Source organism: Gordonia sp. LMA484 (genome assembly GCF_058129505.1).
In genome coordinates, this window is record NZ_CM176700.1 from 663,455 (window position 1) to 688,193 (window position 24,739).

The 24,739-nt window shown below is 67.7% G+C and carries 22 protein-coding genes; 14 read left to right on the forward strand and 8 right to left on the reverse strand.

Translation table 11 applies throughout. The features are described from left to right. The first annotated feature begins 1 nt into the window (after position 1). Positions 2–1,795, forward strand: coding sequence for a hypothetical protein (locus tag AC4AMJ_RS02940; protein WP_489917198.1), 1,794 nt, complete (start codon positions 2–4; stop codon positions 1,793–1,795). A 213-nt stretch (positions 1,796–2,008) separates the two neighbouring features. Here the strand turns inward: AC4AMJ_RS02940 and AC4AMJ_RS02945 are convergent, their stop codons facing one another. From AC4AMJ_RS02945 to AC4AMJ_RS02955, 3 genes are all read right to left on the reverse strand, one after another. Next, positions 2,009–3,280 (reverse strand): saccharopine dehydrogenase family protein, encoded by a 1,272-nt coding sequence (locus tag AC4AMJ_RS02945; protein ID WP_489897054.1) that lies wholly within the window; start codon positions 3,278–3,280, stop codon positions 2,009–2,011. Between the two features lie 45 nt (positions 3,281–3,325). After that, on the reverse strand, positions 3,326–4,417 hold the full coding sequence (locus tag AC4AMJ_RS02950; RefSeq protein ID WP_489917199.1) for an AbrB family transcriptional regulator: 1,092 nt from the start codon (positions 4,415–4,417) through the stop codon (positions 3,326–3,328). 311 nt (positions 4,418–4,728) lie between these two features. Further along, positions 4,729–5,346 carry a class I SAM-dependent methyltransferase gene (locus tag AC4AMJ_RS02955; protein WP_489917200.1) on the reverse strand — a complete coding sequence of 206 codons (618 nt, stop codon included), beginning with the start codon at positions 5,344–5,346 and terminating at the stop codon, positions 4,729–4,731. An 84-nt stretch (positions 5,347–5,430) separates the two neighbouring features. Between AC4AMJ_RS02955 and menD the strand changes: the two genes are divergently transcribed. Beyond that, entirely contained in the window at positions 5,431–7,113 is a 1,683-nt protein-coding gene (menD, locus tag AC4AMJ_RS02960) for a 2-succinyl-5-enolpyruvyl-6-hydroxy-3-cyclohexene-1-carboxylic-acid synthase (RefSeq protein ID WP_489917201.1), read from the forward strand. Positions 7,114–7,243: 130 nt separating this feature from the next. Here menD and AC4AMJ_RS02965 read toward each other — a convergent pair whose 3' ends face one another. Beyond that, a complete protein-coding gene (locus AC4AMJ_RS02965) occupies positions 7,244–7,789 on the reverse strand; it encodes an OsmC family protein (protein WP_489917202.1) in 546 nt (181 codons plus the stop codon). A gap of 76 nt (positions 7,790–7,865) precedes the next feature. Here AC4AMJ_RS02965 and AC4AMJ_RS02970 point away from each other — a divergent pair, with 76 nt between their 5' ends. Continuing rightward, complete coding sequence (locus tag AC4AMJ_RS02970) at positions 7,866–8,486, forward strand: TetR/AcrR family transcriptional regulator (protein WP_489917203.1); 621 nt, start codon at positions 7,866–7,868, stop codon at positions 8,484–8,486. Between the two features lie 63 nt (positions 8,487–8,549). Further along, a complete protein-coding gene (locus tag AC4AMJ_RS02975) occupies positions 8,550–9,074 on the forward strand; it encodes a DUF3592 domain-containing protein (protein ID WP_489897047.1) in 525 nt (174 codons plus the stop codon). On the opposite strand, the gene AC4AMJ_RS02980 is transcribed toward AC4AMJ_RS02975, so the two are convergent. Continuing rightward, positions 9,026–9,637 carry a Type 1 glutamine amidotransferase-like domain-containing protein gene (locus tag AC4AMJ_RS02980; protein WP_489897046.1) on the reverse strand — a complete coding sequence of 204 codons (612 nt, stop codon included), beginning with the start codon at positions 9,635–9,637 and terminating at the stop codon, positions 9,026–9,028. The genes AC4AMJ_RS02975 and AC4AMJ_RS02980 overlap by 49 nt on opposite strands. A gap of 162 nt (positions 9,638–9,799) precedes the next feature. Between AC4AMJ_RS02980 and AC4AMJ_RS02985 the strand changes: the two genes are divergently transcribed. The 8 genes from AC4AMJ_RS02985 to AC4AMJ_RS03020 all read left to right on the forward strand — a co-directional run bounded on the left by AC4AMJ_RS02985 (position 9,800) and on the right by AC4AMJ_RS03020 (position 17,387). Further along, the gene (locus AC4AMJ_RS02985) at positions 9,800–10,390 is read left to right on the forward strand and encodes a TetR/AcrR family transcriptional regulator (protein ID WP_489897045.1); all 591 of its coding nucleotides are present in this window, start codon (positions 9,800–9,802) and stop codon (positions 10,388–10,390) included. Between the two features lie 159 nt (positions 10,391–10,549). After that, complete coding sequence (locus AC4AMJ_RS02990) at positions 10,550–12,082, forward strand: nitric oxide reductase activation protein NorD (RefSeq protein ID WP_489917204.1); 1,533 nt, start codon at positions 10,550–10,552, stop codon at positions 12,080–12,082. After that, the gene (locus tag AC4AMJ_RS02995; RefSeq protein ID WP_489917205.1) at positions 12,079–12,885 is read left to right on the forward strand and encodes a CbbQ/NirQ/NorQ/GpvN family protein; all 807 of its coding nucleotides are present in this window, start codon (positions 12,079–12,081) and stop codon (positions 12,883–12,885) included. The genes AC4AMJ_RS02990 and AC4AMJ_RS02995 overlap by 4 nt, the downstream gene beginning before the upstream one ends. Before the next feature lie 135 nt (positions 12,886–13,020). After that, the gene (locus tag AC4AMJ_RS03000; protein WP_489917206.1) at positions 13,021–13,755 is read left to right on the forward strand and encodes a hypothetical protein; all 735 of its coding nucleotides are present in this window, start codon (positions 13,021–13,023) and stop codon (positions 13,753–13,755) included. Positions 13,756–13,791: 36 nt separating this feature from the next. After that, positions 13,792–14,241, forward strand: coding sequence for a hypothetical protein (locus tag AC4AMJ_RS03005; protein ID WP_489897041.1), 450 nt, complete (start codon positions 13,792–13,794; stop codon positions 14,239–14,241). Between the two features lie 8 nt (positions 14,242–14,249). Then, positions 14,250–15,398, forward strand: coding sequence for a phosphotransferase (locus AC4AMJ_RS03010; RefSeq protein ID WP_489917207.1), 1,149 nt, complete (start codon positions 14,250–14,252; stop codon positions 15,396–15,398). Positions 15,399–15,499: 101 nt separating this feature from the next. After that, a complete protein-coding gene (locus AC4AMJ_RS03015; protein WP_489917208.1) occupies positions 15,500–16,645 on the forward strand; it encodes a glycosyltransferase family 4 protein in 1,146 nt (381 codons plus the stop codon). Positions 16,646–16,688: 43 nt separating this feature from the next. Then, the gene (locus AC4AMJ_RS03020) at positions 16,689–17,387 is read left to right on the forward strand and encodes a demethylmenaquinone methyltransferase (protein ID WP_489897038.1); all 699 of its coding nucleotides are present in this window, start codon (positions 16,689–16,691) and stop codon (positions 17,385–17,387) included. A 501-nt stretch (positions 17,388–17,888) separates the two neighbouring features. On the opposite strand, the gene AC4AMJ_RS03025 is transcribed toward AC4AMJ_RS03020, so the two are convergent. Beyond that, positions 17,889–19,055 (reverse strand): helix-turn-helix domain-containing protein, encoded by a 1,167-nt coding sequence (locus AC4AMJ_RS03025; protein WP_489917209.1) that lies wholly within the window; start codon positions 19,053–19,055, stop codon positions 17,889–17,891. Positions 19,056–19,182: 127 nt separating this feature from the next. Here AC4AMJ_RS03025 and AC4AMJ_RS03030 point away from each other — a divergent pair, with 127 nt between their 5' ends. Continuing rightward, positions 19,183–20,379, forward strand: a complete 1,197-nt coding sequence (locus tag AC4AMJ_RS03030; protein ID WP_489917210.1) for an FAD-dependent monooxygenase — start codon at positions 19,183–19,185, stop codon at positions 20,377–20,379. A gap of 201 nt (positions 20,380–20,580) precedes the next feature. On the opposite strand, the gene AC4AMJ_RS03035 is transcribed toward AC4AMJ_RS03030, so the two are convergent. Continuing rightward, positions 20,581–21,915 (reverse strand): geranylgeranyl reductase family protein, encoded by a 1,335-nt coding sequence (locus AC4AMJ_RS03035; protein ID WP_489917211.1) that lies wholly within the window; start codon positions 21,913–21,915, stop codon positions 20,581–20,583. Between the two features lie 57 nt (positions 21,916–21,972). Between AC4AMJ_RS03035 and AC4AMJ_RS03040 the strand changes: the two genes are divergently transcribed. Next, positions 21,973–22,992 (forward strand): polyprenyl synthetase family protein, encoded by a 1,020-nt coding sequence (locus AC4AMJ_RS03040; protein WP_489917212.1) that lies wholly within the window; start codon positions 21,973–21,975, stop codon positions 22,990–22,992. A 6-nt stretch (positions 22,993–22,998) separates the two neighbouring features. On the opposite strand, the gene AC4AMJ_RS03045 is transcribed toward AC4AMJ_RS03040, so the two are convergent. Then, positions 22,999–24,564 (reverse strand): peroxidase family protein, encoded by a 1,566-nt coding sequence (locus AC4AMJ_RS03045; RefSeq protein ID WP_489917213.1) that lies wholly within the window; start codon positions 24,562–24,564, stop codon positions 22,999–23,001. Positions 24,565–24,739 lie beyond the last annotated feature (175 nt).

Genomic DNA, 24,739 nt, shown 5'->3' on the forward strand with positions numbered 1-24,739 from the left:
TGTGACGCGACGGATTGTCGCGTCGTCCGGGATCGCCGCCGCGCTGATGATCGTGTCGCCCGCTGCCATCGCAGCGGCGGATGACGCCATCGGCTCTGGTACAGGCAAGACGATCCCCACCGACCCGACGGCGGGCGAGGTGAACACAGGCTCGGCGCAAGCCGATTCGTCGGATTTAGAGCCCACGACGCCACCTGCCGACGACGCGACCGAAAATACCGAGCTACCTGCCGAAACACCTGGTACGAGCGAACCAGAGTCGGATGGTACGGGCGTACCGCCGGCGGACGGGTCGTCGGCGGATGATGAGGGGACGGGCGGGGCCGGATCGTCGGACGCCACGCCCGAAGAATCGACACGGGCTCCGGGTGGGTCGGAAGGCGCGCCCACCGTCGAGGAAGCCGCGCCCACCTCCAGCGCCACACCCCGCTTCGGAAATCTTCCGCCGCCCGGCCGACACCGCGCCGATGAGACACCGACCGGCCGGCACCGAGCCGCTGACTCCTCCGGCCGGCATTCAGCGGATTCGCCGGACGGTGTCAGCAGGACGGCAACGTCGGGTGGGGCATCGCCGACGGCGTCCTCGGCAGTCATCGACGAGGCGCCGACGGTCGACGAGTTCGTCGGCGAACCGGGCACCCGTGGTGTGGCGGCGCCCGCGACCGCGGACGACGAGGTCGATCGCGACAGCGTGTTCTACCGCCTGACCCACAACTCCGGTGGCGCCGGATTGGTCTTCCTGAATCAGAGCGCGGTGGTGGCCGGGGTGCTCAACCGCCGCAGCCGCGACGACGGGACCGACTACTTCGGTCTGCTGAGCCCCGGCGAGCGACTGTCGATGCCGGCGCAGGCAGTCGCCGCGTTGTCGTTGGGTGATCAGCCCGCCGTCGACGACAGTGACCAGTCGCTGATCACACAGGCGGTCAAGGTGCTCACCGCCCGACTCGTGTGGTGGACCATCGACCCCGACAACCGCTACTACGATCCTTCCGACTTCCAGGTCCTGATCGGCGACAACTACCGCATCATGGACGCCGACGGCATCACCTACACCTACGACAAGGATGCCGACACCATCACGTTCACCAACACCACCGACCACGATGTGGCGGTCATCGCGGTGGATCAGTACAACGTGCCCCACGGTGACGGCATCTATGTGGTGCCGGCGGGCGAGTCGACCACAATCGACACCAGTGGCGACATCTCCGGGTATGTCGTTCAGGGCGAACGGGATTCGGCCGAGCGTGCGATCTTCTACGGAATGGTTGTGGTCCAAGACGATTCGACCCTGAGCTACAACTTCAACCCGACCGGCGGGCCGATCCGCAACGCCGACGTCCCGATCGTGGACCCCGACAACAAGTTCTGGGACCCCGCGGAAGGGCTTGCCACCGGCATACTGTGGCCGCTCGACGCAGTGGGCGCGAGCAGCGCCGACGATGGTGTCTACTATTCGACCGACGCCGACGGCGTGACGATCCACAACGACAGCGACGCCGACATCGCGATCATCGTCTTCAGCGGCACCGCCGATCGGAACCTGATCCCGCAGACCGACTTCTACGTCGTCAAGGCCGGTGAGGCGCACACCATCGAGCTCACCGAGGGATCGTATGCGCTGACATCTGTGCAGGGGGAGAGGGTCGTCGACGGCCCGAACGCCGGGAAGCCGCGGCTGTACGGTTCGTTCGTGGCGCAGGGCGGTCCCGACGGGACGTCGGTGACCCCGATCGACAACATTCCGCAGGACGGGATTCCGCCGATCGGCGCGGCGAGTGCGATTGTGGTGTGAGGTGGGGGCGACCCTTCGTGACAGCCCTTCGCTAGCGCTCCGGGCTTCCTCAGGGATCGGGTTGACAGCCCTTCGCTGGCGCTCCGGGCTTCCTCAGGGAGCCACCACACCGGTCCCTGAGGAGCTCGCTCCTCAGGGGGCGGTGGTGACGCTCGCAAGCTCGCTCCTCAGGACGCATCCTCAGGGCGGCGCCTCAGGGCGAGTGAAGCTGACCTACGTGAGCTCGACCGCTTCCAGCGTGGCCCCCGCGTCGCGGAGCCGTTCGGCGAGAACATCGCCCATCGCGGCGGCGGGGGTGAGTACGCCGGTCAGCTTCGGCAGGCGGTCGCGCTCGAGTGCCAGCGACAGCGCGGACTCGGCGAGCATCACCGCGGTGGCCTTGTATCCGGGATCGCCCTGCATGCGCATCTGCGAGCGGTAGCGGCGGCCGGTGGTCGTGGTGGTGTAGGTCTCGGTCACGAAAGAGCCCTTCTCCCGGACCTTTTCACTCGGGCCCTCGCCGGGCTTCGGCAGCATCTTGTCGAGCACTTTGCGGGTCGGCCCAAAGCTCATGGCGCCCAGGAACACTCCGGTGCCGACCGCGACCGCACCGGCAATCACCGTGGACAGGCCCGGGATTTGCCCCACCGACATCGTTTCGGCGTATTTGAAGTCGGTGCCGTAAGCGTTGTCGAGCAGCACGTTGCTGCGCCGCACGATCCGGGTGTTGGCCGATGCCATGAAGAACGGCGCCAGCGTGCCGCGCAACGACGGATCGACCTTCTTGGCACTGACCATCGACATGTCGCTGGGTTCCGACGAGATGGACGGCCGTGGCGTCTTGCCGGGTTCCCCGGACAGTGAGTGCGGGTTGAGCAACAACCGCCTGGTCTCCGCGTCACGGGACTGTTCGGCGATGACCCGAACGGAGTCGAAGGTGCCGCCGGAGATGCCGCCCTTGAACTTCTTGACGATGAACATGGTGTCGGTGAGTTCGCCGGCGCCGTCGTCCGAGATCTTCTTGTACAGCACGTAGACGCCGAGATCGGAAGGTACCGAATCGAATCCGCACGAATGGACGATGCGGGCGCCGGTGGCGACGGCGGTCTCGTGCGCCTTGTTGATGGAGAAGTGCACGAATGGTGCCTCACCGGTGAGGTCCACGTAGTCGGTGCCGGCGCTTGCCGCCGCGACCACCAGCGCCTCCCCATAGCGCAGGTACGGGCCGACGGTGGTGCACACGACCCGGGTCCGCGCGCACATGGCGTCTAGCGACGCCGGTGACGAGGAGTCCGCGACGATCAGTGGCCAGTCATGCGCCCGAGCCGGGAGCCGTTTGCGGGTGGCGGCCAGCTTGGTCTCCGACCGCCCGGCCAGCGCGACCTTGGTGCCGCGCGGCGCGTGCTCGGCGAGATACTTCGCGGTCAGCTCGCCGACGAATCCGGTGACGCCGAAAACGACGACGTCGAACTCGCGGCTGCTCGATGGTGTTGCCTCCCCGTTCATGACCTCAACCCTAGACAGGTGGCGTCGGCGGGTCGAGAGGCGCGGTCAGCGGGCGAGACGGCGGGCGGCGGCACGGGCCGCGAACGGCGCGACGAACAACATCAGCAGCACACGCAGGATCTGGGCCGCGACCACGAACGCAACGTTCCCGCCGGCGGCCGTGGCCGCGGCGAGGACCGCGTAGATACCTCCGGGTGTGGTGGCCAGGTAGCAGTCGAACATCGACTCGCCGGTCCACGCCGAGAGCGCCACACCCAACAACGCGCAGCCGACCCCGATGGCGAGGATCAGCACGAGTGCGGCGGGCAACACGCGGCCGATGGCCCGCAGACGTTCCATCGTGAACCCGAGTCCGGCCTGCCAGCCGATGATCGCGTAGGCGATGGTCAGCAGGATCGTCGAGACGGCGGCGTCGCCGGCGAGACCGGTGAGTTCGGCGATCGTCGAGACCGCCATCGGACCGAGCAGACCGGCCGCGGGCAGATGCAGGCGTCGTCCGAGAGGTATGCCGATGCCGAGGCAGACCGCCAGTAGCAGCAGGCCCCAGAGCTGGTCGGTGACGCTGGGCGGGGTGGTCTCCACCGATGTCGACGTCGCATCGAACACCACCGACGCCACCAGCGGGATGGTGATGGTGACGAGTGCGACCCGCAGGTACTGGATGACCGCGACCATCCGTTCGTCGCCGCCGAGTTCGCGGGTGAGGGCCACGAGTCCCGACGCGCCGCCGGCGACCAGGGCCAGCGAGCCGGTGAGCGGATCGACCAGTCGATGCAGGCCCAGCAGCAGGCCGCCGAGCACCGACATCGCCAGGGTGCCGAGGCCGATCACCAGAACCGGGAACCACGACGACCCCAGTCCGGACAGCGTCTCCGGGTCGGCCATCGTGCCGATGAACACCCCGAGTACGCCTTGCGCGGCGTGCATCGCGGGACGGGGGATCGGCGGTGGTGCCGGTTCGTCGGTGGGGTCGTCGGCGCGCTCATGCGATCCGTGAGGGCGCGGGGCGAATCCGGCGATGGCCAGTGCACCGGCCACGACGAGGCCCGCGAACAGCGCGGCGGCGTCCACATCAAGAAGTTCGAGGAGATAGGTCGCGGCCGCGGTGAGGACGGCCAGCAGTACCCAACGACGCACTCGGTCCACCCTAAGTTGCGGCGGGCGGTGGTGCTGGGGCGGGTTGGTGGGTGGTGTCTTGCGGAGGCGGTCAGGTGGTGGTTGGTTGGCGGTGGTCTCGATACGCCGCCTCGGCTAGCGCCTCGGTGGCTACTCGACCAGCGGAGGGGGGTGTCTCGGTGGCTGCTCGACCAGCGGAGGGGGTGGTCTCGATACGCCGCCTCGGCTAGCGCCTCGGTGGCTACTCGACCAGCGAGGGGGGCGCCTCGGTGGCTACTCGACCAGCGGAGAGGGTGCTCGACCAGCGAAGGGGGGTATCGAGACCGGCTGAGCTAACCCACCCGGGCGACGCCGAGGGAGAGCGCAGCCACGAACTTGGGGGCCTTGGGCTCGTAGAACTGGTCGATGTCGGTGATCGTCAGCCCGGCGTCGGTGATCGCGGCCTTGATGTCACGGGTGAAGTGGCAGCCGCCGGCCATACGCACCTCGAGGGGATCGAGGCGGTACTGCCATTTGCGCACCTTCTCGTCGGGGGCGATGCCGTGCTCGAGGAAGTGCAGGGTGCCGCCATCTTTGACGACCCGTTTGATCTCGGCGACGGCAGCGGGCAGGTCGGGGATGGTGCACATGGTGTACGTCGACAGCGCGGCGTCGAAGGTGTTGTCCTCGAAGGGCAGGCGCTGGCCGTCGAGTCCGCCCCGGTCAATCGTCACTGTCGATTCGGCCACGCGGTCGGAGGCGAGTTTCCACATGCCGTCCGATGGTTCGACGGCGGTCACGCGTGTCACCGTGTCGGGGTAGAAGGGGACGTTGTGGCCCGAGCCGAATCCCAGTTCGACGATCTCGCCCGTCAAGCCGTCACACGCTCGTCGTCGATAGGGAAAGTCCGCCTTCATGCCGCACATGAAGTTCATCACGTGCGGGAGGATTCGGTCGTCGTAGAACCCCATGTGTCCATTTTGCGGTATCGGTGTGACGAGCACCATGTCCTTACGCCATGCATAGGACATTTGACGTCGTCCTACATTGGAGGGATGAATCCCTCGACACTGCAGGCCCGGGTCATCGTCGACGAGATGATCCGGTGCGGCGTGACCGAGGCCGTGTTGTGCCCGGGGTCGCGCAATGCGCCGCTGGCGTTCGCGCTGCATGCCGCAGACGTCGAAGGCAGGTTGCGCCTGCATGTGCGGATCGACGAACGATCGGCCGGGTTCCTGGCGCTCGGGCTCGCGGTGTCGTCGAAGCAGCCGGTGCCGATCGTGATGACCAGCGGCACCGCGGTCGCGAACATGGGACCGGCGGTGTTCGAGGCCAACTATGCGCGGGTGCCGCTGGTGGTGGTCAGTGCCAATCGGCCGTATGAGCTGCTCGGGTCGGGAGCCAACCAGACCGTTGAACAGTTCGGGATCTTCGGGACCCAGGTGCGGGCCGCGATCAGCCTCGGCCTGGCCGAGCAGGACCTCGACACCAACAGTCAGTGGCGGTCGGCCGTGGGCCGTGTGCTGGCAGCCGCGCGGGGCGCGCGGACCGGCAACGCGGGGCCCGTCCAGTTCGACATCCCGCTCCGCGAACCGCTCGTCCCCGACGCCGCCGGGGCTCCCGACGAGGACCTCGGGACTTTCGCGGGCCGCCCGGACGGGCTGCCGTGGACGCAGGCCCCGGTCGGCAAACTCGACGTCCCGCTACCGATCGACCTCTCGCTGGACACGGTCGTCGTCTCCGGTCACGGCGCGGGTGTGCACCCGGCGCTCGACGGCATCCCGACGGTCGCCGAACCGACCGCACCGCACGCGCACACGCCGCTGCACCCACTGGCACTGAATTCGATCCGCCCGCAGCAGGCGATCATCTGTGGTCGCCCGACACTGCATCGTGGGGTGTCGCGGCTGCTCGCCGACCCGCATGTCCGCGTCTACGCGCTGACCACCGGCCCGCGCTGGCCCGACGTCTCCGGCAATGTCTATGCCACCGGCACGCGGGTGGAGCCGACCGGCGAGCCCCGCGAGGAGTGGCTCAAGGAATGCGCCGAAGTGCAGCAGCGTGTGCTCGGTGTGGTCGATTCGGAACTCGACGGCCTGCTCGATGACCCGGCCGCCACCACGGGCCTGCATGTGGCGCGGGTGGTGAGCGCGGCGATGCGGCCGGGCGATCAGCTGGTCGTCGGCGCCAGCAACCCGATCCGCGACGTCGCGCTCGCCGGCCGCGTCACCGACGGCGTGCGAGTGCTCTCGAACCGAGGCGTGGCCGGCATCGACGGCACCACCTCGACGGCCATCGGCGCCGCGCTCGCGCTCGACCGGTCGTCGCCCGGGGCGCACACCATCGCCCTGATGGGTGACCTCACCTTCATCCACGACGCCACCGGGCTGGTGGTCGGGCCGGGCGAACCGCGCCCGTCCTCGCTGCGGATCGTGGTCGCCAACGACGACGGCGGCGGCATCTTCGGGCTGCTCGAGCAGGGCGACCCGCGGTTCAACAGCGGACCGTATGCGGGAGCCTACGAACGGGTCTTCGGCACCCCGCATCGCACCGACCTCGCATCGATGTGCGCCGGTTTCGGGGTGGCGCACCGGCGGGTGACGATCGGCCAGCTGCCCGCGGTGCTGGCCGAGCCGGCTCCGGAAGGCGGACTCGAAGTGATCGAGGTGATCACCGATCGGGAGCGGCTGCGGGCCGTGCATGCGGCGATCGGGGAGCGGGTGGGGAGCGCCGGCTGACCTGAGCGGGCCGGTCGGGTTCGGTGTCCGCACAGATCACCACAGCGCGGTCTCAGCTGGATTATCCGATCGGTGGCCCGCTGCGGTGATGCGTATGGACAATTTTCAGACGCTCGCGCATACGGAGCCGCTACCTGTCGGCGGCGTCGATCACGGTGGCCACCTCGACCTGGGTACCGTGCCGGATGGTGTCCAGAGTGATGCACAACGCCTCGACCTGCGCCAGCATCTGCCGAACCAGATGTACATCTGTGCCGGGTTCGGGCCGTACCCGTATTTGCGCGCCGATCTGCCGGAACCCGGGCCGGATCTCACGGTCGATAGCGAGTGCGCCGCGCACATCGACCTCGCCGGTCACCTCAACGGCCACGTCGTCGAGTCGGATCCCGAAGTGGTCGGCGACGATTCGCGTCGTGCTCTCCAGACATGCGGCGAGGGCCGCGCACAGAAGGTGCCCCGGGTTGGGCCGGTCGTCGTCACCACCGACCTTGCTGTCGATCCCGTAGTCCCATGCGGTCGTGGGAAAGCAGGGCGCGACGATCCGTCCGTGCCAGTTGTCGGTGACCGCACTCGCTGCCGATACGACGCGCTTGGTCGAGATCGCCTGCGTCGGATCGTCGACATAGGTGTGCCGCAGTGGGGCCTGCCGTTGCGCAGCGCTGAGGGTTGTCGACATGACGTGCTCCTCCGATAGTTCGCACGATCGTTCGTGCTAACTAAGAAAGTACGACCGTGCGTGCTAGCGTGTCAACATGTCGATCGATGACAGTCGCGCCCGGAGGGTGCGGTCCGACGGTGAGCGCTCCCGGAATGCGATCCTCGACGCCGCAGTCGACCTGGCCACCACCGAAGGTCTGCAGGGCGTGTCGCTGGCGCGGCTGGCGACTGTCACGGGTATGAGCAAGAGTGGTGTGTTCGGCCTGTTCGGCTCCAAGGAAGAGCTTCAGCTCGCCGTCATCGAACGAGCCCGAGAGGTATTCGTGCGCGAGGTAGTGTTGCCCGCGCTCGAGTTGCCGCCTGGGCGGGACCGGTTGGCCGCGCTCTGCATGGGCTATCTCGACCATGTCCAGCGTCGAGTATTCGCCGGGGGGTGCTTCTTCGCGTCCGTCGCATCCGAAGTCAGCACACGGCCAGGCCCCGTCCGGGACCGGGTCGTCGCCGAACACACCGCCTGGACCCGATTGCTGGCCGACAATGCGGCACGGGCCGTCGAGAGCGGTGAGCTGTCCAGTGACCGTGACCCGCAGCAACTCACCTATGCGCTCAGCACCCTGCTCACCGGCGCCGACATCGCGTATCTGCTGCGCGACGATCTCGGCGTTCTCGCGGCCGCTCGCGCAGAGATCGAGTCGCGGTTGGCCCGAGCCGACTGAATCGGCGGCGATCTGGACCGACGCCCTCCGTCCGACAATGCCGAGATCAGTACTCTGTCCCCTATGAATCCGACCATCCTGCGCCGCATCCAGATCGTGCTGGTGCTGTTGGGCATGGTCATCACGACGATGGCGTTGGTGTTGGTCGCCGGGTGTCACCGCAACGATGCGCAGATCAACGACAACGAGGCGACGGTGATGGCCGACGTGGTGTCGGCGTCCCGGCTGCACGCCGCGGTCAACTTCCAGACGCCCGATGGCGAGTTCCACAGTCCGCGCCTCGGCCTGCTCTATCCGACCGAACTCACCCAAGGTCAGCGCATCAGCGTCGAGTACGACGCGACCAACCCGGATCTGGCGCGGCCGGCCGGGCGCAGCTGGACCCTGGCGATCATCCCGGCGCTGTCGATCATGGTCGTCGGATGGGCGATCGTCGGTGCCGTGATGGTGGCCCTGGCCGAGGCCAACCGACGGCTGCTGGAGCGGGCGGCGGCGAAGGCCGGTGACGATGAGATCGCCGGCGATCCTCCCGTCGAGACTCAGGACGAGACCACCGAACTCTCCGAACCCGAGACCAGCAACGCCTGATCGTCGGCGAGCAGCCGCAGCGTGAACCGGCTGCCGTAGCGGGTCTGGATCTCCTCGATGACCGCACGTCCGGACACGATGCCGTCGGCATGCGGAACGACGACCTCGTCGATCCAGCCGAGACCTGCCGTCGAGGCGAGGTCGGCGGCTTCGGTCGGGTCGTCGAGCAGTCCGAGCGGTTCGATGTCGGCGCCCACGACGCACGCTCCCGCGCTGAACCCGATGTAGGGGAGTCCGGCTGCGACCCGCTCGGTGACGGTGTCGGCAAACCGGGTGCGGCGCATCGTCGCGAGCAGGTGGAAGACATTGCCGCCGGAGACGAACACGGCGTCGACGTCGTCGAGGATGCCGGCCACTGTCGTCGGCGGGAGGGCTTCGATGTCCAATTCGACGGTCGTGAAGCCCTGCGCGCGCAGTGTGGTGCGGTCCAGGTCCACCCAGGCGCGGTCGTCGTAGATCGAGGATGCGGTCGGCACGAAGCCGATGCGTGCGTCTGCGCCGACGCGGTCGGTGAGGAAGTCAGGGACCGCACCGAGCCAACGGCTGCCGAGGAGCAACTCCATGGGGTCCACGGTGCCAGCTTTCCCGGTGGTCGAGTGGCGACACGTGCGGTGTCGAGGCCAGGCCGGTCGATTTCTCAATTCGCTGACGAGTGTCACTGACATCTGTCAGCATAGTCCCGTCGGCCTTACCGGAAGTGCCACTGGGATGAGAACGGGCGAGCGATGACAAGTGGTCGTGCGGCGCAGCGATTGCAGACGCGGCAGCGTGTGCTCGACGCCGCCGTCGCGGAGTACCGGGAGAAGGGCATGGCCGACGCCGACCTCGCGGCCATCGCCACCGAGGCGGGCGTGGCGCGCGGTACCTTCTACTTCCACTTCCCGACGAAAGAGCATGTCCTGCTCGACCTCGAGGAACGTGAGGAAGCCGAGATCGCGCGCGAGCTGACCCGCTTTCTGGCGCGCCCCCACGACCTGCGCACATCGTTGGCGAAGACCATCGAGCTCGTCGCCGCCATGGAACAGCGGCTCGGCAAGTACCTGTTCAAGGACCTGCTGGCGCTGCACTTCTCACCGACCAGGCCGGTGGGCGACGAATGGCGGGAGCACCCGGTGATCGGGTTGGTCGCGCAGATGATCGACCGTGCCCGCGACGACGGCGAGGCCGAGATCGTCGTCGATCCCTACCACAGTGCGGTGTTCTTCCTGCTCGGTCTGTACGGCCTGCTGGCCACGACCGTGGACGCACAAGCGCTGCGCGACGAGGCGATCCAGAGCTATCTGACCACCACCCTGCGCAGCCTGGAACCCCGATGACCACACCCATCAGATACGGAGACAACCATGTGGCAAGACATCCTGCGACTCGCGTTCGCCTGGGGGCTGATCGTCGGCGTCACCGCGTTCTGGTACTGGATCATGCGCAACATCGGCACCTTCTGATCGGCGAGGCCGGTCGCTGGTCAGGGGTGCGCGATGGCTGACCGCGAACACTCGAATGCGCTTGCCGTCGAACGCAGTTGCGCGGTGACCGCGGTGGCCTTCTCCGAACGGCGCCGCGAGGGCGTGCGGTTGATGACCGGCCCGCGCCGCGGATTCGGTCTGAATCGCACGCGCACCGTGGTGCATGTCCCGTATCCGCCGATCGCGCCCGACTGGACCCGCACCACCCTGACCTGCGGTGTGGCGCTGCAGTGTTCACCGTCCAAGGACCGCGTCGCGGCCTACGCGCTGCATGAGCTCGCACCACGGGAACTGGGCGCCCTCTCGCTGGTCGAGGCAGGGGTGGCCGCCGGCTGGATGGCCGACCGGTTGCCGGGGCTGCTGCCCGAACTGCGTCGGGTCGTCCCACAGCTGGAGATCAGCGATCACGATCTGGGCGGTGAGGAGATGCTGGACCGTGCACTCGGGCTGGCGCGATCGGGTAAATCGCTGCGCAGGCACCCCCTGCTGGGGGAGTTGCCGCTGTCGGCGCCGGCGCGCGGGGCGCTGTCCGCGGCCGTGCGGCGCGCCTACGGCCGGATGCCGTGGACGTCCTCCCGCACCGACTCCCAACGGATCATGTCGGTACCGGTCGGTGGCGACGGTGGTGCGCGCAACCCGAATCTGCCGCCGCCCAGCAGACCGGAGACCGAGGAGATCGAGATCCGGCCCGATCAGCGCGCCGGCGTGCCCTATCCCGAATGGAACATGTGGACCAACGCTTTCCTGGTCGATCACGTCGCGGTCCTCGAACGCGCACACCCGACACGCAACGCACCGGTGGCGGCGGTCTCGCCGGACATCCGGCGCTGGTTCGAACAGCGCACTCACCGCGCGATGCAGACCGGGCTCGAGGACGGTTCGGACGTCGATGTGGACCGCTATGTGCAACACCACCTCGATGTGGTGGCCGGAGAAGCCGGACAGCCCAGAATCTTTCGCGATCTGCTACCGGCGTCCCGGGACGTCACCACCGCGCTGCTGCTCGATGGTAGTTCGTCGCTGAACGTCCACGGTGGACGTGCGTTCCGGCTCGAACTGGCTTGTGCCGACGCACTGTCGCGGGCGATGACCCTCGCGCACGAACGCCACGGCATCTTCGTGTTCACCGGCAACACCCGGCACCGGGTGGAGGTCAACTGCCTCAAGGATTTCGACGACCCCCGATTCGTCGACCCGAGCAGTCTGGGCCTGGCGGCAGGTGGCTACACCCGCCTGGGCGCACCGCTTCGGCATCTGACCCGCCGCCTGGCCGACCAGCGCACGGAGCGGCGACTGCTCATCGTCATCGGCGACGGTTTGATGTCCGACGAGGGCTACGAGGGTCGCTACGCCTGGGCCGACGTCGCGCACGCCCTCGACGAAGCCGACGACGCCGGGGTGTCCATCTATTACATCGGCATCGGCCCGGCCCGCGTCGACCCGCTCCCCGAGGTCTTCGGTGAGCGCCGGTCGTGCCGCATCCGGCGTGTCGAAGAACTGCCGTCAGTGTTGGCCCACATCCACCGAGAGTTGGTAGCGCAGTGAACACAGATCTGTATTACGCCGGTGGCACCGAGGTGCAACTGTTCGAATGGGCGTTCGCGCAACGCATGCCGATGATGCTCACCGGACCGACCGGCTGTGGCAAGACACGGTTCGTCGAACACATGGGCCATCTGCTCGCCCGGCCGGTGATCACCATCAGCTGCCACGACGACCTGACGAGCTCCGATCTGGTGGGCCGATTCATGGTCGCCGGTGGCGACGTGGTGTGGTCCGACGGCCCGCTCACCACCGCGGTCCGGACCGGCGCGATCTGCTACCTCGACGAGGTTGTCGAGGCGCGCCACGACTCGCTGGCCATCCTGCATTCGCTCACCGACCACCGTCGCACCTTGTTCCTCGATCGTGCCGGGGAAACCGTTTGTGCGCCAGACGGATTCATGCTGGTGTGCTCCTACAACCCGGCCTACCGCAGCTCGCTGAAGGATCTGAAACCGTCATTCCGGCAACGCTTCGTCACCGTTGCGATGGACTATCTGCCGGCCGAGCGGGAAGCCGAGGTCGTGGTCGCCGAATCCGGCGTGGAAGCGGCCGTCGCACGACGACTTGTCGACTGTGCCAACAGTATCCGGAACGCCGACGACGCCTTCCATTTCGAGCCGCCGTCGACCCGGGTGCTGGTCGCGGCGGCTCGGCTGATCGCCGTCGGCGCGAGCGAGATGGATGCGGTACAGACCTGCGTGCTCGCCCCGCTGAGCAGCGACGGCGCGATCGGCGAAGGGCTGCGGGAGATCGCTGCCGCCCATCTGTCGGCCGCGGGCGACTCGCGGTTGCAGTCCCCCTGAGAGGAGTCCCATGAACGAACAGGACCGGAGACGAAAGCATGCGCTGATCGTCTTCCAGATCGTCATCTACGGATATCTGCTGGCCATGTTCTGCATCCAGGTCGCGATCATCTACACCTAGAAAAGGGCCACCCCGTGAATCTCCCCACCTTCACCCGCGGCCGCCCCGCAGCGGCCGCGAACAACAACGGCGGCAAGCGAACTCTCAGCTATGACCAGCACGATGAGGACAGCCGCGCCGCGCAACGTCACGCCGACTATTGGCTCACCTCGGGCACCGCCCTGATGGGCACCTTCATCTTCGGGTTCATCGGCCTGCCGGTCTTCCTTCGCGGCGTCTGGCTACAGCGACGAGCGCAACAGGACGGGCTGTCGGTCCGGCCGATCATGGTGACCCTCATCGGCTACCTGGTGATCCTCGACGGCTTCCTCAACAGCATCGGCTGGGTCCTCGACATGCTGGCCAGCCACACGCTGATCTCCCGCGTGTTCTTCACGGCGTGGGGCAATTTCGTCGACAACGGCTACTTCTGGCACTACAACGAGATGCTGATCGGCGGATCGGCAGCACCGGGCGAGAAGGGCTGGGAGATCGCACTGATCTTCGTCGTCTTCCCGATGCGGGTGGCCGCCGCCATCGCCTTCCTGCAGATGAAACGCTGGGGCCACCAATGGCTCACCGTCACCTGCTGGTTCGGGGTGGTCATCTGGGTGGGCTACGTCGCCAACATGACGATGTACGCCCACATCCGCTTCGACGGCACTGTCCTGCCGGTCTTCGGATGGTGGCTCTACGACATCTTCTACATCACACCGTTCCTGGCCATCCCATATCTGCACACGGTCAACCGCGAGATCTTCACCGACTGATCCGCGTCACGGTCCGCACAGCCTCAGGAGATCATCATGAGTACGTCGAACACCGACTCCGACACCGACAACGACGCCGAGGAACTGCCACTCGGCACCACTTCCACCTATGCGCGCATGCACACCTGGCTCAAGCGCGGCATCTTCGTCTGCCTGTTCGCACTTGTCATCGAAGGTGCGTTCACCATTCCGGCGCTGGCCATCTGGTACGGGTGGCCGACCTTGTCGCTGACCCAGATCTGCAGCGAGATGATGAAGGTCCGGTACTCCGACGACAGTCTCGAGTGCCAACAGCCGTACCCACTGGATGCGCCACCATTCGGTGACAACGCCGAAGCGGCCGATCAGACGACCGCCAAGGACAAATGGGGAGTGCAACCGGTGCCCGGATACGACCGCATCGGCTTCCGCGAACTCGTCCGCCACTACGAGGAGCGGATGGAGCGAGAGAAGGCGGCGCAGAGCACAGGGCAGCCACCCGGATGAACAGTTCGATGAGCAGACAGGCGATCTCGTCCGCGATCGGACTCGGATTGATCGCCAGGGAAGCCGTGCGTGCCGGGCTCGATCCGCTGGTCGGCCACGCCGATATTCCGTTGGGGGTCGATGCTGTCGACGCACGGTGGCTCTCCGGGGCGTTGGGTCTGTCACCCGACTCCATCACGACGGTGAGCGTGCTCGACCAGGACTCGGGGACCGCGGCGCGGGCTCGGATCGCGGTGAAATCCGATGTCGAGCTGCCCGAGACGATGTTCGTGAAGCTACCGCCCCGCAACTACATCCAGCGGGTGCTGATGAACGTCTTCCGGCTCGGTACCCGGGAGATCCTCGCCTATCGGGCACTCGGCGATGCGCCACCGGTGCGTGTACCGAAATGCTATGTCGCACAAACTGACCAACGGCGCCAGCGCAGCGTCCTGGTGCTGGAGGATCTCTCGCACACCGCAGACTTCCGGACCTGCGTGGACTCGGTGAGCGGCGCCGAGGCCGAGGCGGTCGTCGACGCCTTCGCCGATCTGCACGCGGCCTATTGGCGCAGCGAACGGTTCGACGATGACCTGGCTCCACTGGCTCGCCGCACATCGACCGAGACCCACACCGCCGACCTCATCCGACGCCGGTTCATCGCCGACATCACCGGGCATGCCGCCGATCTGATCTCGGCCGAGACGAAACGTCGCGCCCGGATCTTCTTCGAGCGCAGCAAGCAGATCGACGCGTTCTGGGCGGCGCAGCCCCGGACACTGATCCACGGCGACCCGCACCTGGGCAACCTGTTCTTCGAGGCGGACGGGCCGGGCCTGCTCGACTGGCAGATCGCGTCGGCGGGCGTCGGCATCCGCGATGTCGCCTATTTCGCCACGGCATCCACCGAGCCCGAACTGCTCCGGCGCATCGAGCGTGACCTCGTCGCGCGGTACGCGGACCGGCTGCAGCTCGCGGGCATCGACGTCGATCCGGCGGAGCAGTGGACGCTGTATCGGGCCGCGATCACCGAGGTCTTCCTCGCAGCCGTCTGCACCGCCGAGGCAGGGGAGCGGATGCAGCCGAAGGAGATCTCGCGAGTCGGCGTCGAACGGGCCGTGGCGGGAGTGGAGGCGCACGACAGCTTCGGGGTGCTGGAGAAAATGATCGGGGGTTGACCGGCCGCGGCACGGTGGGCGGGCGAGTGTTCACCGGGTGTTCGTACGCGTTTTCCCCGGTCTGACCCCTGCGGTCAAGCGCGGGGGACGACACTGGCGGCATGCGGGTCGCGATCGTCGCCGAGAGTTTCCTGCCGCAGATGAATGGAGTCGTGAACTCCGTGCTGCGGGTGGTCGACCACCTCGAACGAACAGGTCACCAGGCCGTCGTGGTCGCACCGGACACCCCGCGGAGAAGTGCTCCCGCGCCGCGGCTGGTCGGACGCCGCACGCCGGTGCACCTGGTGCCGTCGGTGATGGTGCCGAAGGTGACGTCGTTGCCGATCGGGGTGCCGACGCCGGCGATGTACCGCACCGTGCGCGACGTCGAGCCGGACGTGGTGCACCTGGCCTCGCCGTTCGTCGTCGGTGCTGCGGGTGCCGTCGCCGCGCGACGCCTCGACGTGCCGTCGGTGGCGGTGTTCCAGACCGACGTCGCCGGGTTCGCCGCGAGCTACGGGCTGGCGATGACGTCGAAGCTGGCGTGGCGCTACACCCGCCGGCTACACGAGATGTGTGACCGCACACTCGCACCGTCGTCGGAAACGATGAAAGCACTTGCGATACGGGGCATCCCGCGGGTGCATCGGTGGGGTAGGGGCGTCGATCTGGAACAGTTCGACCCGGTCCACCGTTGCACGGAGCTTCGTGCCGGATGGGGTGCCGGCGACCGCCTGGTGGTCGGCTTCGTCGGACGGCTGGCGCCGGAGAAGCACGTCGAACGGCTGGCCGCGGTCGCCGACGATCCGTCGGTGCAGGTGGTCATCGTCGGGAACGGGCCCGAACGGGGGCGACTGGCGAAGTTGATGCCGCGGGCGGTGTTCACCGGGGAGCTGCGGGGCGCCGACCTCGCACGCGCGTACGCGAGTTTCGATGTCTTCGTGCACGCCGGCGAGCATGAGACCTTCTGTCAGACGGTGCAGGAGGCGATGGCCAGCGGACTGCCCGTCGTGGGACCCGACGCCGGTGGCCCACGCGACCTCATCGCGCATTGCCGATCCGGCTACCTGCTGCCGCCGGACGAGTTCGTCGATCGGCTGCCGTCGGTGATCGATGTGCTGCGCGACGATGCGTTGCGCGCCGAGATGGGGCGAGCGGGCCTCAACGCGGTGCGTACCCGCACCTGGCCGGCCGTGTGCGACGAACTGCTCGGACACTATCGGGACGTGATGGGCGTGACGTCGGCGATCCCGTCGCTGGCGGGCTGACGGGGTCGCTGCCCTGCGGGGACGTCGGGGTAGCGTGGTCGGCATGGGAGACGGCTCGCACGATCGCGCAACCCTGGACAAGGATCCGGCCGAGGTCGCGGCGATGTTCGACGGTGTCGCCAAGCGCTACGACATCACCAACACGGTGCTCTCGTTCGGGCAGGACCGGGGTTGGCGGCGTAAGACCCGCAAGGCGCTGGATCTGCGGCCCGGTGACATCGTGCTCGACCTCGCGGCCGGCACCGCCGTGTCGACCGTGGAACTCGCGACCTCTGGTGCGCACTGCGTCGCCGCCGATTTCTCTCTCGGCATGCTCAAGGCCGGCGCCGACCGCGACGTGCCGAAGGTGGCTGCCGACGCGCTGGCGTTGCCCTTCGCGGACGAGTCCTTCGACGCCGCGACCATCTCGTTCGGGCTCCGCAATGTCAACGACGTCGAGAAGGCGCTGTCGGAATTGCGACGGGTCCTCAAACCTGGTGGGCGACTGGTGATCTGCGAGTTCTCCACCCCGACGTTCCGGCCGTTCCGCACGGTCTACATGGAATACCTGATGAAGGCGCTGCCGTCGGTCGCGACCAAGGTGTCGAGCAACCCGGCCGCGTATGTCTATCTCGCGGAATCGATTCGGGCGTGGCCCGACCAACCTCACCTGGCCGCGCTCATCCGCTCGGCCGGATTCTCTGATGTCAACTGGCAGAACCTGACCGGCGGGATCGCGGCGATTCATTCGGCGGTGCGCTGACCGGTTCGCCGGGCCCTTCGTGACGCTCGGCTGGCGAGGATGAGCGTTTCTCGTCCGTTCCCTGAGGAGCCTCCGAGCTTGCGAGGATGCGCCACGAAGGGGCGCCCTTCGTGACGCTCGCACGCTCGCTCCTCAGGGGCCGGGGGAGGCTCGCACGCTCGCTCCTCAGGGGCCGGGGGAGGCTCGCAAGCTCGCTCCTCAGGGACCGGGGGAGGCTCGCGCGCTCGCTCCTCAGGGACCGGGGGAGGCTCGCACGCTCGCTCCTCAGGGACCGGGGGAGGCTCGCACGCTCGCTCCTCAGGGACCGGGGGAGGCTCGCACGCTCGCTCCTCAGGGACCGGGGGAGGCTCGCACGCTCGCTCCTCAGGGACCGGGGGAGGCTCGCACGCTCGCTCCTCAGGGACCGGGGGACGCTCGCAAGCTCGCTCCTCGCGCTCCTCGGGGAGCGGTGGAGGCTTCAGCGGCTCGGACACCAGCAATTCGGATCAGGGCCTCCGTAGCTCACGGAACGGGGGTCGCGGCCAATCGCATGTCGTGCAGGCGCAGCCCCACGTGCAGCTCGGTGCGTAGCCGCCCGTCACCCAGGTCGGTGTCCAGTGCGGAACGAACCCGGCCGAGCCGGTAGTAGAGCGTCGACCGGTGGATGTTGAGGTGCGACGCCGTGTGCTGGGCATCGCCACCGCAGTCCAGATAAGCCTGCAGGGTCGACAGGATCTCCGACGACAATCCCGCCGCCAGAAGCGTTCTCACCGATCGGGGGAGGTCTTCGACGGTCAGTTGTTCGACGGGCAGCAGCGCCAACAGGCCGTCCAGGCCCGTGTCGTCCCAGGTGGTCGCACGCCCATGATCTGCCGGCGTCAGCCACGCCGCGCGCAGCGCTCTTCTCGCCAGTGAGAGCGACTGATGAACATCCTCGAGCCGCTCAACCACTGGTCCGATCCCGGCGCGAACGTCTCCCAGCTTCGGGTCATCGAGGATTCTCGCCAGACGGTCGGTGACCACGGGCCGCGGGAAGATCAGGACGCCAGTGCCGTCGTCGAGGGTGGAACCCACCACCGAAGCCGTGGACGACCTCGCCACGAAATCCAGGGTCGTCCACACCGCGAGTGCGGAACTGTCGGGTGAGTGGCCGGGGCGCGGGTCGCCGGCCACCGCGACCGCGGCGTACTGCGACGCCGACCCGACGTGGTGCTCGGCGATGAGGGCCTCCGCCGCGGCACGCCGTGCAGCCGGATCGGGGCCAGTCACCCGGGTCAGCAACTCGCGAGCCCTTGAGCGGTCGTGCTCCTCGTACAGCAGCCGGAGGGAGAGCAGGACGCCGAGTCCGGATGCACCCTTCAGCAGGGTGGGGAGTTGTCCGTCGTCGAGGGGCGAGTCGTCGAGGGCGGTCACGAGGAATCCGACGCGTCGGCGGTGATCGGTGAGCGGAATCAGCAGGCAGCGCCCCACGGGGGCGAGGTCGACGTCGACGTACCCCTGCACGGTGGCGGCCGGCGGATCCCATCCGCCCGAATGGGCCAGGAGCAGCGAGAGTCGATGCCGGTCGTCGTCGGCCTCGTGGATCGAGTAACCGACCACCGCCATCGTCCAGTCCAGGACCACCAGCCGACGTCCGGCGGTCTCCGACAGATCCTGCAACGCATCATCCAAACCGGCTGGTGTGGCCATCAGATCCCACGTCCGGATGTGGACACTTTGTCGGAATTCATCTCTCCAGATTTGCACAATTGCCCAGTGCTTTGGGTCATAGCCGCTGCCTACGCTCAGGATGCATCACCTCAGAAGGAGTCATCTCATGTCCAAGCGCATCGCCATCGTCGGCGCAGGAATCGGCGGCCTCACCCTTGCGATCGACCTGCAACGCAAGGGCATGGACGTGCAGGTCTATGAACAGACCGCCGTCCTCAAGGAGGTCGGGGCCGCCGTGGCCCTGTCCGCCAACGCAACCCGGTTCTACGAGGGCCGATTCGGGTTGGCCGAGCAGCTCGGGTCCACGTGGGCCGAGGTCGACGGACTGATCTTCCGCGACGGTCGCACCGGTGCGCAGATCGCACGACTGTCCTCACGCGAGGACTACCGGAGCCGTTACGGCGCACCGTACGTCGGCATCCATCGAGCCGACCTGCAGGCGATCCTCTTCGGTGCTCTCGACGCGACGAGCCTGCATCTGAGCAAGCGGCTCACCGGCATCGACGACACCGGCCCCACCGCGCGCCTCTCGTTCGAGGACGGCGACGATGCCGAGGCCGATCTGGTGATCGGGGCGGACGGGGCGAGGTCCCTGACCCGTCGACTCCTGCTGGGCTACGACGACGCCCGCTACTCGGGCTGCACCGCCGCCCGCGGCATCGTCGCACCCGAACTCATGCCGTCGTTGCCGGACCCGGCGGCCATCCAGTTCTGGATGGGCCCGGGAGGGCACCTGCTGCACTACCCGATCGGCAATGGTGATCAGAACTTCTTCCTGGTCAAGCGTGAGTCGTTGCCGTGGGCGCACAAGAGCTGGGTGGTGCCGGCGCAGGACAAGGAACACATCGAGCCGTTCGCGGACTGGGCGCCGGCCGTCGTCGAGATGATCTCGGCCGTGCCCGTGCAGGAACAGTGGGCGCTGGTCTACCGTCCGCCGCTCACCCATTGGTCGGCGGGGCGGGTGACCCTATTGGGCGATGCCGCACACGCGACCGTCCCGCATCACGGGCAGGGCGCCAACCAATCGATCGAGGACGCGATCGTGCTGTCGGATCTGCTGTCCGGAACGTCGGACTGGGATGCCGCGCGGGTGGAGTACGAGCAACGTCGGCGTTTCCGCACCCGCAAGGTCACCGACGCCGCAGTCACCGTCGGTGAGATGTTGCATCTGCCCGACGGTCCGCGAGCCCAGGAACGCAACGAGCGGCTTGCGGCGCCGGGTGCCTTCGACCGGCATCTGGACTGGATTCACTCGTTCCGTGCGGATGAGGAAGTGCCGGAGGTTTCGTTCGTGGGTGCGTGAGGTGTGGGTGGCGTATCGAGGCCGGTGCGGTGATCTCGATACGCCACTCACTTCGTTCGCGGCTACTCGATCAGCGGACGGGTTCCGTCGGCGGGATGTGGGGTTCTGTCGGCGAGGTGTCGGGTGCTGTCGGCGGGATTGGGGGTTCTGTCGGCGGGTTGTGGGGTGCTGTCGGCGGGATTGGGGGTTCTGTCGGCGTGATCAGCGGAAGGGGGGACGGGTGTCGACGCGGGTGGAGACGCGGCCGGCCGTGCGCCAGGCCCGGGCGACCAGGTCGGTGTCCTCGGGGGTGATGAGGTTGCCCATCACCCGCACCACCAGCGACATCAACGCCGCCGACCGGATGCCCGGTCGGCCCAGCGCAGGCACGGTCTGCGGGACGGTGAGCAACCCGGCGAGGCGCCGGGCGGCGGAGAACGCCAGGCCGTAGTGCTCGGTCAGGATGTCGCGCCACCGCGTGGTGTGATCGGGGCGGTGTGCCGTCTCGCCGAGCAGTTCGACGGCCAGCCGGCCGGTCTCCAGCGCGTAGTCGATGCCCTCGCCGTTGAGCGGGTTCACGCAGGCAGCGGCGTCGCCGATGAGCATCCAGTTCGGGCCGGCCACCCCGCTCACGGCACCGCCCATCGGTAGCAGCGCCGACGTCACGCGCAGCGGCGGGCCGTGGATGGCCCAATCGTCGGCGACCATGGTGGCGTAGTGCTCGAGGATCGGTCGCAGTGCCATGTGGGCGGGCCGTTTTGCCGTGGCGAGCGCCCCCACGCCGACGTTGAGCAGGCCGTCGCCACGCAACGTCGGGAGTGGCCCCGGGTCGGGGAAGCCGAGCGGAAAGACCCAGCCGTAGCCGGGAAGTAGTGTGCTGTCGGGACCGCGCAGTTCCAGGTGCGACCCCATCCAGTTGTCGTCGGCGCGCCCGGATTCCACGTAGGCACGGGCGGCCACCCCGTAGGCGGTGTCGCGATGCCATTCGCGGCCCAGTCGTTTGCCGAGACCGGAACGTACGCCGTCGGCGACGATCACGTCACGCACTACGATCGGCCGCGGCCCGGCGCCGTCGTCGACGATCACCTCGGCGATCCGGCCGTCGGTCATGGTGACGTCGACGGCCTTGGCGCCCTGCACCATTCGGGCTCCCCGGGAGACGGCGACGGCGCGGATCGCGTCATCGAGCTCCATGCGGGACACGGCGCTGCCGAACGCCGGGAAGCGGCCCGCCGGCCACCGCACCTGCTGACTCGCGCCCCAGCCGTGCAGGGCGAGTCCGTCGATGCGGGGCCGGTCGGCGAGATAGTCGCCGAGCCCGAGTTGGTCGAGTTCGGCGACCGCCCGCGGCGTCAGACCGTCGCCGCAGGTCTTGTCGCGGGGAAACGTCGCCGAATCCAGCAGCACGACGTCGAGCCCGTGGGCGGCGGCGGCGGATCCGCCCGGCCCGGCTCCGACGACGAGAACGTCGGCGCGCTCCGGCAGCGGGCGCGGTGGAATGTCGCTACTCACCCGACCAGTATGTCGGGAGTGTGGAACGACTACTCTTCGGAGCATGGCAGCCGAGCCCCGATGGCCGGTCGCGACCGACGACGAGATGGAGCGGCAGAGCGCGTGAAGTCCACATTCGCCGGGCTGGACCTGGGTACCGATGAGTTCGCCGAGACGGTTCGGGCATCGTTGGCGCAGGTCGAGGACCTGTTGCTGAGCGAGCTGTCCTCCGGCGACGAGATCATGACCGAGGCGGCCACCCATCTGGCACGGGCCGGTGGCAAGCGGTTCCGTCCGATGTTCGCGATCCTCGCCGCCCAGTTCGGCAAGAACCCGCAGGCCACCGAGGTGATCACGTCGGCAACGGTCGTGGAGATGATCCACCTCGCGACGCTGTATCACGACGACGTGATGGACGAGGCGGCGCTGCGGCGTGGCGCACCGAGCGCGAACGCCCGCTGGACCAACTCGGTGGCGATCCTGTCCGGCGACTTCCTGTTCGCCCGGGCGTCACGCCTGGTGTCGACGCTGGGTCCCGACGCCGTGCGGATCATCGCGGAGACCTTCGCCGAGCTGGTAACCGGTCAGATGCGGGAGACCGTGGGCGTCCGCGAGGGCGGCGACCCCATCGAGCACTACCTACAGGTGGTGTGGGAGAAGACCGGTTCGCTGATCGCCGCGTCCGGCCGCTTCGGCGCGATGTCGTCGGACGCGTCGGCCGAAGACGTCGAACGCCTCTCCAAACTCGGCGACATCATCGGCACCGCCTTCCAGGTGTCCGACGACATCATCGACATCAGCTCCGCCAGCGGCGACTCGGGCAAGACACCGGGCACCGACCTGCGCGAGGGCGTCCACACGTTGCCGGTGCTCTATGCGTTGCGCGCCGACGACGCCGCCTCGACCCGGCTCGCCGAACTGCTGATCGACCCGCAGACCGGGCTGGCAGCACCCGTCACCGACGACGCCGTCGTGACCGAGGCGATCGAGGTGCTGAACGGTTCGTCGGGGATGGCGGCCGCCCACGACCGGCTGCGTGCGTACGCCGCCGAGGCCGACGGTGTGCTCGCCGAGTTGCCGGACGGGCCGGCGCACGCCGCGTTGTCGTCACTGGTGCGCTACACCATCGATCGGACGGGTTAGCGGCGGTCAGGGTCCGACGGGTCCCGCCTCGGAGTAGTTGATGAGATCGGTGAGGCTCCCGACGACCGTCATGCCGTCGACGTTGACGCCGGTCGGGGTGACCGCGAGGTCCCGTGCGTTGAGATAGCTGTTCGGATCGGATTTCAGTGAGCCGATGATCGTCTCGCAGACGATGCGGCTGCCGAGTTCGCCGAGGCGTTCACCGTTTTGCTGGGCGCCGGCCTCGCGGAGGATGTAGTACCAGAGCGGAGTGCGTTGGCCCAGGGCGGTGGTCTCGAGAACGTTCTTCACCGACAATGATTCGCCGGTCCCGCCCATCTGCGCCACCGTCAGCGGCTTCACACCCATGGCCTCGCAGCATGCCTGCGCGGTCGGTACCGAAAGGCTGTATCCGCGAACCAGGTTCGACTTGGCCAAGTGGCCGAGGATGGGATCTCCCTTGCGCGTGCCCAGCGGTAGCGTGCCCAGACCCTTGGCGATGTTGGAGTCGATCTTGCGGGCCATCTGAGTATTGGTGCCGCTGGCGGCGAAGAAGTTGAAATCCACTATAGCGCCGGGCTTCAGCTGGAACGGGACCGGGTCGGTGTCGTCGAAGAAGTCGGGGTTGGCCGTGTCGTCGAAGGGGTCGGGGTTGACCGACTGGCTGGGCGCGAGCAGGTTCATCACGTCGATCAGGCCTCCGGCCGCCCGTAGCTGATACTGCGGGCGGATCATGGTGTGCCCGAACCGGAATGCGGCGGTCGAGAACTCGAGCGGCATGAACGTCTGGCCATGACCGGCCGAGACGCCGTAGAAACGCGGCCCGTTGGCCAGGGCGTCGATCACGATACCCAGATCGCAGACCCGGCTCAGGTAGTCCTGCACGACGATGTACTGGTAGGCCCACCGGGTCAACTGGCGGGCGCGGATGTGTTTGCACACGTCTGTCCCCGCCGTCTGCGCGTCGTAGATCTTGTTGTAGAACAACAGGAACGCGCAGTGCAGCGCCGAGATGTTGGTGTTCTCGTCGTTACGTGCATCGCCGATGATCGCTGACCGTCGCTTCTGGTTCTTCTTCGTCCCGTCCTCGCGCGGGACGTCCCGGCGGGCACCCGCACGGAACACCCTGAGCTTCAGGTTGTTCTCGTAGAGGTCGTCGGACTCGGTGACCGAGCCGGCAGCCAGCGACGGCCCGTCGCCGAAGACACTGTCGAGGTCGAGCTGCGGGCGACGTCCGTTGTGCAGGCTCGCGATCACCTCATCGGGGTCGCGCGGAGTGACCGGTTCGCCCTGGCCGATCGTCGATGCGGTGGTGTCCCGATCGGTGCGGGCGGTGAGGTCGTGGTCGATGAACTGCCCGAAGTAGGTGAAGATCGCCGGCGTCATCGAATCGTGCGGGTCGGGTGGTCCGGCCAGTTCATCGGCGGCCATCGCATCGCCGAGCTGTTTGAGGGCGGCGACGGTGTCGGGTGAGTTGGGCAGCAGATGCGACGACGAATGTGCCGCGCCGTCGAACATGTAGCCGAAGGGTGTGGTGAAGAGGAGTTCGTCCTGCGTGGCGGCTTCGCCGGTGTGGCTGAATTTCTTGAACATGGTCGGGGACCTCGCTGATCGTCGGTGTGTTGATCAGCGACGTTATTGCCCTGAAAAGCCCTGGTCGTGAGTAGAGAACTACCCCAAACGGGCACTCGGGTGTCTACCTACTCATACGGCCTCGGAAACTCTGCCGCACTCACGTTCGTTTGGCACAGTGATAGCACCCAGGCGC